Here is a 13,270-nt window from a genome sequence, read left to right on the forward strand (position 1 = left end):
CGAGATGAACCAACAGCAATTCGTAACAGCATTGGCAGCACAGGGACTTGAGGTCTCAGAACATCAATTGCAGCAATTTAAACGATATTATGAACTGCTCGTCGAGTGGAATGAAAAGATGAACCTAACGGCGATCACGGATGAAGAAGATGTGTATCTCAAGCACTTCTATGATTCGATCACAGCAGCTTTCTATTTTGATTTCACGACAGTCACGACAGTGTGTGATGTCGGAGCGGGCGCTGGTTTCCCAAGTCTGCCGATCAAAATCATGTTCCCGCATCTCCAAGTAACGATCGTCGATTCACTCAATAAACGAATCGGCTTCTTGAATCATTTGGCGACGGAACTCGGACTTGAAGGTGTGGCATTCCATCATGGACGCGCCGAGGAGTTCGGTAAAAACAAACAGTTCCGAGAACGGTTCGACGTCGTGACAGCACGTGCTGTTGCTCGGATGTCCGTTCTAGCGGAATATTGCTTACCACTTGCAAAAGTCGGTGGACAATTCGTTGCCTTGAAGGCAGCGAAAGTCAGTGAAGAGCTCGAGGATGGTGCAATTGCCTTAAAAGTACTCGGTGGGAATTTACGGGAAAGTTTCCAGTTCCAATTGCCAGGCGAGGAAAGTGAGCGTAATATCGTTATTGTAGATAAAAAACGAACAACACCCGGGAAATATCCGCGTAAAGCGGGAACGCCTGCAAAAGATCCATTAAGCTAAACACCGTTTCACGTGAAACGATGACTGATAAAGGTGAGGTGCGCCAACGTGAGAAATGCATTTGCCAAGCTGCTCGGTAAGGGAGGACAACCTGCTGCGATCGAGCTTGATCCACAAGAGACGGTTCAGGAATTACCATTGACAGAACTTGTCGCGAACCAGTTCCAACCACGGACAGTGTTTGATGGGGACCGAATTGAAGAGCTAGCCGTTACGATCGCAGAGCATGGTTTACTCCAGCCGATCGTCGTTCGAAAACAAGGAACAGGATACGAAATCATTGCTGGAGAACGACGGTATCGAGCAGTGCGCTCGCTTGGTTGGGAAACGATTCCTGCCATCGTCAAAGAGATGACGGACGAGACGACTGCTTCACTAGCATTGATTGAAAATCTGCAACGCGAAGATTTGACACCAATCGAAGAAGCAGAAGCTTATGAGCGCTTGCTTGTGTTACAAGAGATCACGCAAGAAATGTTAGCTCGTAAGCTCGGACGTAGTCAATCGACGATTGCCAACAAGTTGCGTTTGCTTCGATTGCCAACGGATGTCCGTGAAGCATTAAAGCAACGGACGATCACGGAACGTCATGCCCGTGCGCTGTTACCGCTCAAAGATGAAGCGTTACAAGTAACGGTACTCGCTGAAATTCTCGAACGGGAGTGGAACGTCAAAGAGACGGAGCGTCGCGTGGAACGATTGATGACACCACAGCCACCGAAGAAAAAACGTCATAAGAGTTTTGCGCGGGATACACGAATTGCCTTAAACACACTTCGTGATTCCGTTGATATGATTGAGCAGACTGGATTGACGATCGAAAAAGAAGAAGTCGATTGCGAAGAATATGTAGAGGTGCGAATTCGCATCGTGAAGGCACGTCCGGAATAAGCGGTCGTGCCTTCCGCTACGTTTAGGAGAGAAGGCAAGTGAACGAATTACCTATTCGGGCGATTCGCCCGAATCCGACTCAACCTCGGAAACGATTCAATGAAAAAGCATTAGAAGAGTTAGCCCAATCGCTAGTCCGGCACGGGATGATTCAACCGATCGTTGTCCGACCGCGTGATGGTTACTATGAGATCATCGCCGGCGAACGGCGTTATCAGGCGGCGAGTCGCGCAGGACTTAAACGTGTACCGGTTCTTGTGATCGAAGCAGACGAGACACGCATGATGGAACTCGCACTGATTGAAAATATCCAGCGGGCGGATTTATCGGCGATTGAAGAGGCGATGGCCTATGCAGAGATGATCGAGGAATTCGGCATCACGCAAGCACAGCTTGCGGAGCGTGTCGGCAAAAGTCGTTCGCACATTACGAACAGTCTTCGGTTACTGCAATTACCGCTCCTCGTTCAACAAGCTGTGATGGACGAACGGTTATCGATGGGGCACGCCCGCGCGCTCCTGTCATTAAAGCATCCGAAGAAGATCGAGCAGATGGCGGAACGTGTCATGGCTGAGAACTGGAATGTCCGTCGGTTGGAGCAGGCACTTCGGGAGCGGAAGGAATCGGTCCGTCCGCAGCAGGCGACGGCCGTTCAATTCGTCGAAGAATCACTTCGAGAAAAGTACGGTGCGACGGTCCGGATTAAACAAGGGAAACAGTCAGGGAAACTGGAGATCGATTTTGTAGATGAAGACGATCTCAACCGATTGCTCGACTTGTTATTGCCCGAATTAGATCAATAAAAAGAAGCGATCCGGTGACGGTTCGCTTCTTTTTGATTACATCGAACGCGGTGTAAAGGAAATCGTCGTCCGTGTGGATTCAGCGGATAGTTTCGCATCAAGTAAGTGGAAACTGTTCGCGACAAGTTCTGCTAATTCATAAACGAGATGTAGGCGTGTATTCTGGAGAATCATCATCTCCATGAACCCACTGACGTTGACGACAGCCTTAATGTTGAAATCACCGACCGCGGGTAATTCTTTTTGGACGCCAGCTCCTGGTGCAAGTGGACCTTCTGAGAAGAAGACATGTCCGACGCTTGAAAGTCGACCGAGACACGCATCGATCGCAATGACGAGTGGCCGGTAATGTGTCGTTTGGATCGAGTGAATCGTTTCAGCGAGATTGAGTGCATGGACAGGTTTAGCGAGTGTGCCGTAGACGTGGAGATGAGCAGGTGCTTGTTTTTCAAGAAATGTCCCGACGAGTGGACCGAGCGAGTCGCCCGTCGAACGATCAGAACCAATACAGACGAGTACGATCGGACGTTTTTCTTGGACAGCGGAGACTTGTTCGAATAGTTGTTCGGCTAAGCGTTCTTTCGCGAACGGTTCCGTATATTCTAAAAAGAAAGAATAGGGCTTGGGCTCGTGCGAATGAAAGCGGAAATTCATCGAAATCATCCTTTCTTCTCTTGGTGTCGGTGTCGTGGTGGGTTGGCAAGAGTGAAGGGTTCTTAGATGATTTTCCTTTCCCGGTTTTTCCAAAAATCTAACGTCAAAATCGGCTCTTTGGTTGAAACTCAACTAAAATCACGTATACTGTCGTAATAGAGAGAACAAGAAAGGATGGAGAGAATGGCTACCAATCAAGATGTACAAGAATCCGTCGCCCAAGTCGATAAACTAATCAATCAAGTAATGGATGCGGATATGTGGATTCGTTTTGGGATGAAACTACTGATTGCGCTCATCATCATCGCGGCGTTCTATGTATTAACGCGCGTTTTGACTGGGGCAGTCTCACGTCTCTTTACGATTAGGAAAATCAATGAACAGGACTATTTGGCGCAACGTCAGAACGAGACCCTGCTGAAGCTGCTCCAAAATGCAATCCGTTATGTGCTTGGAATCGTCATGTTGTTGACGGTACTCAGTCAATTCGGAATCAATATCACCGGTCTTGTCGCCAGTGCCGGAATCGCCGGTCTTGCGATTTCGTTCGGTGCGAAGAACTTAGTGCAAGATATCATTACCGGAGCGTTCATCATCTTCGAACGGCAGTTTAAAGTCGGAGATTATGTACGCGTCGGTGTGATCGAAGGTGTCGTAACGGAACTCGGGATTCGGACGACGAAATTAAAAGGACTCAATGGTGAGATCCACATCATCCCGAACGGTCAGATTTTGCAAGTCACGAACTATTCGGTCGACAACAGCTTTGCGCTCGTTGATGTTCAAGTCTCATATGACGAAGATCTCGAACGTGTCGAACAAGTCTTGCATGAGATTGCGGACCGGACGACGAAGAAGTATATCGATATGTTCGTCGAACCGATTCAAATGCTCGGCGTCCAGACGCTTGGTCCTTCTGAAGTTGTCTATCGTTTGATGGCAGAAGTACCACCGATGCAGCATTTCCAAGCGGGTCGTCTCATTCGTAAGGAATTGAAGCAAGGACTAGAAGAAGAGAACATCAAGATCCCGTATCCACGGATGGTCATGATGAATCCAGAACAAAAGAATGGTGGACAGACTGATGATTCCAAAAACGTATCAACTCCATGATTATGTTGAGATGAAGAAGCAGCATCCATGTGGTACGAACCGATGGCAAATCATCCGGGTCGGCATGGATATCCGAATCAAATGTCAAGGTTGTGGGGCGAGCATCTTGATGCCGCGACGTGATTTTGATAAACGGTTGAAAAAAGTCTTACCAGAGTGACGAAAAGCGGATCTGATCTTTGTGATCAGATTCGCTTTTTGATTGTCTTTTGTAAGTCGAGCAGTTGCTTTCGTTTAAGGTGTGATTAAAAAAGACGGTCGAGCTCCTTGCTTAAAAAAATTGAACTATCTATAATTGTGAAAGATGTGCTGACGTGGTGTAATCATTCTACCCACTGCGGCCGCTAGCACGGATTTCCTAGGAAATACCGAAAAGGAGGAATTCCAAGTGGGATTAACAGCAGGAATCGTTGGCTTACCAAACGTAGGAAAATCAACACTTTTTAACGCCATCACACAAGCAGGTGTAGAGGCGGCGAACTACCCGTTCGCAACAATTGACCCGAACGTCGGTGTCGTTGAAGTACCAGATGCACGTCTTCGGAAATTGACGGAACTCGTCAACCCGAAAAAGACGATCCCGACAGCATTCGAATTCACGGATATCGCTGGTATCGTAAAAGGAGCATCAAAAGGGGAAGGGCTCGGAAATAAATTCCTCGCGAACATTCGTGAAGTAGATGCGATCTGTCAGGTCGTCCGTTGTTTCATTGACGAAAACATCACACACGTTTCAGGAAAAGTCTCACCGATCGATGATATCGAGACGATCAACCTCGAATTGATCCTTGCTGACCTCGAGCAGGTTGAAAAACGGATCCAGCGCGTTCAAAAACAAGTTAAGTCGCGCGATAAAAACGCAGCGGCTGAACTCGAAGCACTTGAAATCGTGTTGGCATTGCTCGAAGACGAGAAACCAGCACGTCTCGCTGAATTGAACGAAGATCAAGCAGCAATCGTCAAACACTTCCAGTTGTTGACGATGAAACCGATGCTTTACGTCGCAAACGTCGGCGAAGATGAAGTCGCAGATGCGGACAGTAACGAGAACGTTCGTCTTGTTCGTGAGTTCGCAGCTAAAGAAGGTGCAGAAGTCATCGTCATCTGTGCACGCATCGAAGAAGAGATTGCGGAGCTTGAGCCAGAAGAACGTCAAGAGTTCCTCGTCGATCTCGGAATCGAAGAGTCAGGTCTTGATCAATTGATCCATACTGCTTACAGCACGCTTGGTCTTGCGACATACTTCACAGCAGGGGAAAAAGAAGTACGCGCTTGGACATTCAAAAAAGGCATGAAGGCTCCACAATGTGCGGGTGTCATCCACTCGGACTTCGAACGTGGATTCATCCGTGCAGAAGTCGTCGCGTATGACGATTTAGCAGCTGCAGGTAACATGACGACAGTCAAGGAACAAGGACGTTACCGTTCAGAAGGTAAGGAATATGTCTTCCAAGACGGCGATGTCGTCACATTCCGCTTCAACGTCTAATCGAAAACGAATCGTTATTGCATAAAGCAAAATACTTTGGTAGTATTAATGAATGTGAGTAATGAATTATTGCTCCTTGCTCGAACATTCGAGCCGCCAGTCCAAGAGGAGGTGACAGATATGCGTAAATACGAAGTACTTTACATCATCCGTCCGGAACTTGATGAGGAAGCACGCAAAGCAACAGTGGAGCGTTTTAACAAAGTCCTCACTGATAACGGTGGTACAGTTGATAAAACAACTGAAATGGGTAAACGTCGTTTCGCTTACGAAATCAATGATATGCGTGAAGGGTTCTACGTTCTTCTTAACGTTTCTGCTGAACCAGCAGCTACAAAAGAACTTGACCGTCTCATGAAGATCAGTGACGATATCGTTCGCTTAATGATCACAAAAGACGAGAAATAAGCTGAAACAGGAGAGTGATTCTGATGATTAACCGCGTCGTTTTAGTCGGTCGGTTAACTCGTGACCCGGAAATGCGTTATACGCAGAGCGGGATTGCGGTAACGCGATTCACACTCGCATGTGACCGTCCTTTCACAGGGCAAGATGGGAAGCGAGAAGCTGATTTCATCGATTGCGTCGTTTGGCGCAAGCAAGCAGAGAACGTTGCTCAGTATTTGAAGAAGGGTAGTCTTGCTGGTGTAGAGGGTCGCCTCCAGATTAGCAGCTACGACGATAAAGAAGGGCAACGCCGTTACCGTGCGGAAGTCGTCGCTGATAGCGTCCGCTTCCTTGAGTCACGTAACGCGAGCCGTTCATCGGATGGTAGCGAAGGCTACGCTTCATCTACTGGTGGAAACGGGAATGCTGCAGGATGGGGTTCACAGCAACAGCAGAACAACTCTTCCTCGCCAGCACCCGCTTCATCGAATTCGGGCTTCGGCGCTGATCCGTTCAGCGGCGGTAGTTCGATCGACCTTTCAGATGACGATCTCCCGTTCTAAGGAAATCTTCCTGAAAAATTTAACTTAAAAAGGAGGTTAATCACATGGCACGTCGTCCAGGTGGAAAACGTCGTCGTAAAGTATGTTACTTCACGTCGAACCACATCACTCATATCGATTATAAAGACGTAGAACTTCTCAAACGTTTCATTTCGGAACGCGGTAAGATTCTTCCACGTCGTGTGACTGGTACTTCAGCGAAATACCAACGTCCACTTACAATCGCAATCAAACGCGCACGTCAAATGGCTTTAATCCCATACGTGGCTGACTGATTTCGTAGCACCATCCTCATACGTGAGGGTGGTGCTTTTTTTCGCTTCTCTTTCATCCCCTCCTGCTTTTCGGTTATAATAAACAAGTTACTAAAAATTTAAATGAACCCTATAGAGCATAGAAGGAGGACACGATGGAGTCAGGTCAACAAGTATCACCGGAACGAGAACGGCGCATCGTTCGCTTCATTCCATATTTATTAATCGTCGGTCTGCTTCTCGTCGTCGCTGTACGTGAACCGATCATCTCTGCCATCGGAGCCGTCGTGACTGCCCTCCTCTTCGGACTGCATCTATTCGAAGAACGCCGTGCACGCAGAGCATGGGAAATGTACGTCGCTGGAATCTCGATGCAAGTCGAGGAGACAGGACAAGATGCGTTAACGAACATGCCAATCGGGATTTTGTTATACGATGAGGAAACGCTCGTCACGTGGTTTAATGATCCGATGCGGGAAATCTTCGATGATGTTTCGATGGGACAGACCCTCAATGAGCTCGATCCCCTATTCATCGAGATGGTTGCGACAAATGAGGATCAAGCGACGCTTGAAATCGGCGATGCCGTGTATCGCGTCTTTTCGAATCATGAGAATCGAACTTTTTATCTATTCGATATGACGGAAGAAGCACAAGTCGAACAACAACTCGTCGATAATCAAACGGTCATCGGTGTCATCTATCTTGATAACTACGATGAGATGACACAAGGTATCGAAGATCAGTTGCGCAGTGAGCTGAACAGTCGGGTTACCCAACTGTTGAATCACTGGGCAGCCGAACACGGAACGTATATCAAACGGACAGCGTCTGATCGGTATTTCATCGTCACGACAGAAGAGAATCTGCGGATCCTCGAACGATCGAAGTTCACGATTCTTGATACGGTTCGGGAAGAGACGAGTCAACGGGGTGTCCAGTTGACATTATCGATCGGAATAGGTTGCGGAAGTGACCCGATTCCAGCACTTGGTCTGATGGCCCAGTCGAGTCTTGATCTTGCGTTAGGACGGGGAGGCGACCAAGTCGTCATCAAACGGGATGGGAAAGTCCGCTTTTATGGCGGGAAGACAAATCCGACAGAAAAACGGACGCGTGTCCGGGCACGTGTCATCGCTAACTCACTTCGCGACTTGATGCAGGAATCGAGTCGTGTCCTAATCATGGGTCACCGGAACCCGGACATGGACTCACTTGGATCATCAATCGGAATCTTGAAGCTTGCGGAAATGAACGATAAGGAAGCTCATATCGTCTTACCGCCAGAAGAAATCGGGCGTGGGATCCGCCGGATGATGGATGAGATCGCTGAGGTACCGCAACTCGAGACACGTTTCGTCAATGCGTTTCAAGCCGATCAATTGATTGACGATCAGACGTTACTCGTCGTCGTCGATACACACAAACCGTCGCTCGTCGTTGTGCCGACGTTACTCGATCGATTCGAGCACATGGTCGTCATTGACCATCACCGGCGTGGTGAGGATTTCATCGAAGATGCGGTCCTCGTCTATCTCGAGCCATACGCGTCGTCGACGTCAGAACTCGTGACTGAGCTGATCGAGTATCAACCGACGAATCAAAAGCTATCGATGCTTGAGGCGACGGCGTTACTTGCCGGAATCATCGTCGATACGAAAGGCTTCGCCCTTCGGACCGGCTCCCGGACGTTCGATGCTGCATCCTACTTGCGTTCACAAGGCGCTGATACGGTACTCGTGCAAGAGTTCCTCAGTCAGGACCTTGAAACGTACGTTGAGCAGTCGCATATTCTCGAGCGATCTGAGGTCTACACGGAAGGGATGGCGATTGCGACAGCAGAACCTGGTGTCATTCACGACCAGGTCTTGATTGCACAAGCAGCCGATCAACTGCTGTCGCTTCAAGGCATCCGTGCCGCTTTCGTCATCGCGGAACTCCAAGATGGACGGACAGCGATCAGTGCTCGTTCACTTGGTGAGGTCAATGTCCAGTTAATCATGGAGACGCTCGGTGGCGGTGGTCATTTGACGAATGCGGCGACGCAGATGTCAGAATCGGTCATCACGGTTGCAGATGCCTTGCGCAAAGCAATCGATCAATATCTAGAAGATGAGACAAAAGGAGAGGAATCAGAATGAAGGTTATTTTCTTACAAGATGTAAAAGGACAAGGTAAAGCAGGAGACGTCAAAGACGTCGCCGATGCTTATGCAAATAACGTACTCTTCAAGAAAAAGTTGGCGCGTCCTGCGACGACTGGCAACTTGAAACAACATGAAGCGCACGAACGTAAAGCAGCAGAAGAAGCAAAACAGAACTTACTTGACGCGCAAGCGTTAAAAGAAAAGATCGAAAAAGAGACGATCGTCGTTTCGACGAAAGCCGGAGAAGGCGGTCGCGTCTTTGGTTCGGTCACAAGCAAACAGATTGCTGAAGCACTCAAGAGCATGGGCTACAAGATCGATAAACGCAAAATCGAGCTCGAGCATCCGATCAAGGCACTCGGCTTTACGAAAGTACCATTGAAGTTACACAACGAAGTGACAGCGACGCTGAACGTTCAGGTCAAAGAGGCGTGAGTAGAAAAGGGGATCGGTGATGAGTGAAGTCATGCAAAATATGCCTCCCCAAAGTATCGAGGCAGAACAAGCCGTCCTAGGGGCGATCATGATTGATGCGGATCGTTTGATCAGTGCATCGGAACGTTTGTTACCGCAGGACTTTTACCGTGCCTCTCACCAACGGATCTTCGAAGCGATGCTCGTGTTGTCCGACCGAGGCGAAGCAATCGACCTCGTCACAGTGACAGCCGAGCTAAGCACGCTTGGGATCTTAGATGAGATCGGTGGTCTACCGTATCTAGCGGAACTAGCCGAAGGTGTACCAACCGCAGCCAACATCAATTACTACGTCAATGTCGTTGATCAGAAGTCGACGCTTCGACGTCTGATTCGGACGGCAGGCGAAATCGTCACTGACGGATATGAGCGACAAAATGAGGTCGATGTCCTGCTGAATGAAGCAGAGCGGAAGATTCTCGAAGTATCACAAGGAAAAGGAAGTGCGAGCTTCATTCCGATCTCGGACGTCTTGACGAGTGCCTATGCAACGATTGATAAATTGCATAAGCAAAGCGGCGAGACGACGGGTATTCCGACAGGTTTCCAAGATCTCGATAAGATGACGGCTGGGTTCCAGCGTAACGATTTAATCATCGTTGCAGCACGTCCATCGGTCGGGAAGACCGCCTTCGCCTTGAATATCTCGCAAAACGTCGCAACACGTGCTGACGAGAATGTCGCCATCTTTAGTCTTGAGATGGGTGCCGAGCAGCTCGTCATGCGGATGCTCTGTGCCGAAGGAAACGTCGACGCCCAGCGTCTGCGGACCGGTCAACTTGAAGAAGAGGACTGGGGTAAGTTATCGCTTGCGATGAGTAATCTCTCTCAAGCCGGTATCTACATCGACGATACACCTGGTATTCGTGTCAACGACATCCGGGCAAAATGCCGTCGTTTGAAGCAGGAGCATGGTCTTGGCATGATCATGATCGATTACTTGCAGTTGATTCAAGGGAATGGTCGCTCAAGCGACAACCGCCAACAAGAGGTTTCGGAAATTTCCCGTTCCTTGAAATCGCTCGCGCGGGAACTCGAAGTCCCTGTCATCGCCCTATCTCAGCTCTCTCGTGGTGTTGAGAGTCGTCAAGATAAGCGACCGATGATGTCGGATATCCGGGAATCGGGAGCGATTGAGCAAGATGCCGATATCGTCGCCTTCTTGTACCGTGACGATTACTACAATAAAGAAACGGAAGATGCGAATACGATTGAGATCATCATTGCGAAACAGCGGAATGGTCCAACCGGTACCGTCAAACTTGCCTTCCGAAAAGAATTCAACAAGTTCGTGGATCTCGAGCCAAGCAACTCGTACGCGCCACCAGCTTAATCTAAGCTACGTCTTGTCTTCGATTGATCGGAGACAAAACGTAGCTTTTTTTGTTTTCACCTAAAGATTCTCAGTTTATTCATCAAAAACGATAATTAAACGAACGAAAGAGAATTGTAACAATTAATTGTTCGGTATTTGGTTGACTTCTTTTTTTTATCGCGTTACACTTAGTCGTGGTTTTGAATCGTACGTGGAGGTGGATGATAAGATGTCATCAGTAGTAGTAGTCGGAACACAGTGGGGCGACGAAGGAAAAGGGAAAATTACCGATTTTCTTTCAAAACAAGCCGATGTCGTAGCACGTTATCAAGGTGGAGACAATGCAGGACATACGATCGTATTCAATAACGAGACGTACAAATTGCACTTGATCCCATCAGGTATTTTTTACTCGGATAAGAAATGTGTCATCGGGAACGGTCTTGTCGTTAACCCGAAATCACTCGTCAAGGAATTGAAGTATCTACACGATCGTGGTGTCTCAACGGATAACTTGTTAATTTCGAATCGGGCGCATGTCATCTTGCCGTATCATCAGTTGCAGGATCAGTTAGAAGAAGAAGCGAAAGGCGACGCGAAAGTCGGAACGACGCTAAAAGGAATCGGACCGTGTTACATGGATAAAGCAGCACGAATCGGCATCCGGATGGCAGACTTGCTCGACAAAGAAACGTTCGCTGAGAAGTTGAAGATCGTTCTCGATCAAAAGAACCGGATGTTCACGAAGATGTATGACGCTGAACCTATCGCGTTCGACGAGATCTTCGAAGAGTACTACGCGTATGGACAAGAGTTCGCGAAATACGTCTGCGATACATCCGTCGTCGTCAACGATAGCCTTGATCACGGCGAAAAAGTGTTGTTTGAAGGTGCGCAAGGTGTCTTACTCGACCTTGACCACGGAACGTACCCGTTCGTTACATCATCGAACGCATCTGCCGGTGGTGTCGCATCAGGTGTCGGTGTCGGTCCAGCCCGGATCGACCACGTCGTCGGTGTCTGTAAAGCATACACGTCACGTGTCGGTGATGGTCCGTTCCCAACTGAATTGTTTGATGATATCGGTCATCAAATCCGTGAAGTCGGTCGTGAATACGGTACGACAACAGGACGTCCGCGTCGTGTCGGTTGGTTCGACTCAGTCGTCGTTCGCCACTCACGTCGTACAAGTGGTTTGACGGACCTTGCGCTTAACTCGATCGACGTTTTGACAGGACTTGAAACGTTGAAGATCTGTACATCATACGAATTCAACGGTAAACAGATCGATGAGTACCCAGCAAGCTTCCGTGATCTTGAAGCATGTGTGCCAGTCTACGAAGAACTGCCGGGCTGGAAAGAGGACATCACAGGTGTCCGTCGCTTTGAAGATCTACCATTAAACGCACAGAACTACGTTAAGCGGATTGCAGATCTCACAGGGATCTCACTCGTCACATTCTCGGTCGGACCAGGTCGTGAACAGACAGTCGTCTTACGTGATCTCTACGAAGAAGCATAAGTCGTTTCGACAGTCTCTTGCACCCTGCAAGAGGCTGTTTTTTGTGCAGAATGGTTCACAAACGGAAGCAAAAACAGGTATACTAGATACAGTGTTTCACGTGGAACCTCTCCCGTGAGACGACGAACAGCAGAGAGAGTGGCGCCGGGAGTTTCCGTCGCCACCTTTCTATATGCCGAAAAAACAGGTAAAATAGATTGAACAGAAATTTTTAAGGGGGCACACCCAGTGACGGAACGTAAAATTCTAGTCGTCGATGACGAGTTACCGATTGCAGATATACTCAAGTTTAAATTAGAAAAAGAAGGCTACCAGGTCGCAATTGCAAACGACGGCGTGGAGGCATTAGAAAAATTCGAAGAGTTCAAACCCGATTTGATGTTACTTGACATCATGCTTCCATTAATGGACGGGATGGAGGTCTGCCGGGAAGTCCGGAAGACGTCGAAGATTCCAATCATCATGTTGACAGCGAAGGATTCTGAGATTGATACGGTGCTTGGTCTTGAGCTTGGCGCGAACGATTACGTGACGAAGCCATTTAGCTCGCGTGAATTACTTGCCCGTGTCAAAGTCCACCTCCGTAACACGAGTCCGGAAGCGACACCACAACCTGCTGGTCCAGGTCCACTCAAGGTTGGAGAACTGTATATCGATACGAATTCGCATACAGTGACACGCAAGGATCAAAAAATCGAGCTGACGCAACGTGAGTTCGAATTGTTGCACTACCTCGCGAAAAACATCGGTCAAGTCATGACACGTGAGCATTTGCTGCAAACGGTCTGGGGCTATGACTACTTCGGTGATGTCCGGACGGTTGACGTCACGGTGCGTCGTCTCCGTGAGAAAGTCGAAGACAACCCAAGTACGCCAGTCTATATCATGACGCGTCGTGGTGTTGGCTACTATCTCCAAGACGGGGAGAATGAATAACG

At 48.5% G+C, this 13,270-nt stretch carries 15 protein-coding genes; 14 read left to right on the plus strand and 1 reads right to left on the minus strand.

Features of this window, described 5'->3' with window-relative positions; all coding sequences use genetic code 11:
* Window positions 1-4 precede the first annotated feature (4 nt).
* Genes rsmG through ADM98_RS01655 form a run of 3 tightly spaced genes read left to right on the plus strand, consistent with a single transcriptional unit; the run spans window position 5 to window position 2,415 of the window.
* On the plus strand, window positions 5-721 hold the full coding sequence (gene rsmG / locus ADM98_RS01645; RefSeq protein ID WP_053451966.1) for a 16S rRNA (guanine(527)-N(7))-methyltransferase RsmG: 717 nt from the start codon (window positions 5-7) through the stop codon (window positions 719-721).
* Between the two features lie 48 nt (window positions 722-769).
* Window positions 770-1,612: a nucleoid occlusion protein gene (gene noc / locus ADM98_RS01650; protein WP_053451967.1), complete on the plus strand. Its 843-nt coding sequence runs from the start codon at window positions 770-772 to the stop codon at window positions 1,610-1,612.
* A 38-nt stretch (window positions 1,613-1,650) separates the two neighbouring features.
* Complete coding sequence (locus tag ADM98_RS01655; protein ID WP_053451968.1) at window positions 1,651-2,415, plus strand: ParB/RepB/Spo0J family partition protein; 765 nt, start codon at window positions 1,651-1,653, stop codon at window positions 2,413-2,415.
* A 36-nt stretch (window positions 2,416-2,451) separates the two neighbouring features.
* On the opposite strand, the gene yyaC is transcribed toward ADM98_RS01655, so the two are convergent.
* Complete coding sequence (yyaC, locus tag ADM98_RS01660; RefSeq protein ID WP_035412220.1) at window positions 2,452-3,069, minus strand: spore protease YyaC; 618 nt, start codon at window positions 3,067-3,069, stop codon at window positions 2,452-2,454.
* Window positions 3,070-3,252: 183 nt separating this feature from the next.
* Between yyaC and ADM98_RS01665 the strand changes: the two genes are divergently transcribed.
* The 11 genes from ADM98_RS01665 to yycF all read left to right on the plus strand — a co-directional run bounded on the left by ADM98_RS01665 (window position 3,253) and on the right by yycF (window position 13,268).
* Complete coding sequence (locus ADM98_RS01665) at window positions 3,253-4,182, plus strand: mechanosensitive ion channel family protein (protein ID WP_053451969.1); 930 nt, start codon at window positions 3,253-3,255, stop codon at window positions 4,180-4,182.
* Entirely contained in the window at window positions 4,154-4,342 is a 189-nt protein-coding gene (locus ADM98_RS01670) for a DUF951 domain-containing protein (protein ID WP_023469853.1), read from the plus strand. Before ADM98_RS01665 ends, ADM98_RS01670 begins: the two co-directional genes overlap by 29 nt.
* A 228-nt stretch (window positions 4,343-4,570) precedes the next feature.
* On the plus strand, window positions 4,571-5,671 hold the full coding sequence (gene ychF, locus ADM98_RS01675) for a redox-regulated ATPase YchF (protein WP_053451970.1): 1,101 nt from the start codon (window positions 4,571-4,573) through the stop codon (window positions 5,669-5,671).
* Window positions 5,672-5,791: 120 nt separating this feature from the next.
* Window positions 5,792-6,079, plus strand: a complete 288-nt coding sequence (rpsF, locus tag ADM98_RS01680) for a 30S ribosomal protein S6 (protein WP_023469851.1) — start codon at window positions 5,792-5,794, stop codon at window positions 6,077-6,079.
* Window positions 6,080-6,102: 23 nt separating this feature from the next.
* Entirely contained in the window at window positions 6,103-6,621 is a 519-nt protein-coding gene (gene ssb / locus ADM98_RS01685) for a single-stranded DNA-binding protein (RefSeq protein ID WP_023469850.1), read from the plus strand.
* Window positions 6,622-6,665: 44 nt separating this feature from the next.
* Window positions 6,666-6,896: a 30S ribosomal protein S18 gene (rpsR, locus tag ADM98_RS01690; protein ID WP_023469849.1), complete on the plus strand. Its 231-nt coding sequence runs from the start codon at window positions 6,666-6,668 to the stop codon at window positions 6,894-6,896.
* 134 nt (window positions 6,897-7,030) lie between these two features.
* Window positions 7,031-9,016, plus strand: coding sequence for a DHH family phosphoesterase (locus tag ADM98_RS01695; protein WP_053451971.1), 1,986 nt, complete (start codon window positions 7,031-7,033; stop codon window positions 9,014-9,016).
* Window positions 9,013-9,456 (plus strand): 50S ribosomal protein L9, encoded by a 444-nt coding sequence (rplI, locus tag ADM98_RS01700; RefSeq protein ID WP_023469847.1) that lies wholly within the window; start codon window positions 9,013-9,015, stop codon window positions 9,454-9,456. The genes ADM98_RS01695 and rplI overlap by 4 nt, the downstream gene beginning before the upstream one ends.
* A 19-nt stretch (window positions 9,457-9,475) precedes the next feature.
* On the plus strand, window positions 9,476-10,828 hold the full coding sequence (gene dnaB / locus ADM98_RS01705) for a replicative DNA helicase (RefSeq protein WP_023469846.1): 1,353 nt from the start codon (window positions 9,476-9,478) through the stop codon (window positions 10,826-10,828).
* 211 nt (window positions 10,829-11,039) lie between these two features.
* The gene (locus ADM98_RS01710; protein WP_053451972.1) at window positions 11,040-12,332 is read left to right on the plus strand and encodes an adenylosuccinate synthase; all 1,293 of its coding nucleotides are present in this window, start codon (window positions 11,040-11,042) and stop codon (window positions 12,330-12,332) included.
* Between the two features lie 228 nt (window positions 12,333-12,560).
* On the plus strand, window positions 12,561-13,268 hold the full coding sequence (gene yycF, locus ADM98_RS01715) for a response regulator YycF (RefSeq protein WP_053451973.1): 708 nt from the start codon (window positions 12,561-12,563) through the stop codon (window positions 13,266-13,268).
* Window positions 13,269-13,270 lie beyond the last annotated feature (2 nt).

Origin of the sequence: Exiguobacterium sp. BMC-KP, assembly GCF_001275385.1 — a bacterium.
In the GTDB taxonomy this organism is placed as follows: Bacteria; Bacillota; Bacilli; order Exiguobacteriales; family Exiguobacteriaceae; genus Exiguobacterium_A.

Excerpts from the sequence above, each read along its gene's own strand:
- rsmG (WP_053451966.1), top strand. The coding sequence starts at position 5 with ATGAACCAACAGCAATTCGTAACAGCATTGGCAGCACAGGGACTTGAG.
- yyaC (WP_035412220.1), bottom strand. The coding sequence starts at position 3,069 with ATGAATTTCCGCTTTCATTCGCACGAGCCCAAGCCCTATTCTTTCTTT.
- ADM98_RS01665 (WP_053451969.1), top strand. The coding sequence starts at position 3,253 with ATGGCTACCAATCAAGATGTACAAGAATCCGTCGCCCAAGTCGATAAA.
- ADM98_RS01670 (WP_023469853.1), top strand. The coding sequence starts at position 4,154 with ATGATTCCAAAAACGTATCAACTCCATGATTATGTTGAGATGAAGAAG.
- rpsF (WP_023469851.1), top strand. The coding sequence starts at position 5,792 with ATGCGTAAATACGAAGTACTTTACATCATCCGTCCGGAACTTGATGAG.
- ssb (WP_023469850.1), top strand. The coding sequence starts at position 6,103 with ATGATTAACCGCGTCGTTTTAGTCGGTCGGTTAACTCGTGACCCGGAA.
- rpsR (WP_023469849.1), top strand. The coding sequence starts at position 6,666 with ATGGCACGTCGTCCAGGTGGAAAACGTCGTCGTAAAGTATGTTACTTC.
- ADM98_RS01695 (WP_053451971.1), top strand. The coding sequence starts at position 7,031 with ATGGAGTCAGGTCAACAAGTATCACCGGAACGAGAACGGCGCATCGTT.
- rplI (WP_023469847.1), top strand. The coding sequence starts at position 9,013 with ATGAAGGTTATTTTCTTACAAGATGTAAAAGGACAAGGTAAAGCAGGA.
- dnaB (WP_023469846.1), top strand. The coding sequence starts at position 9,476 with ATGAGTGAAGTCATGCAAAATATGCCTCCCCAAAGTATCGAGGCAGAA.
- ADM98_RS01710 (WP_053451972.1), top strand. The coding sequence starts at position 11,040 with ATGTCATCAGTAGTAGTAGTCGGAACACAGTGGGGCGACGAAGGAAAA.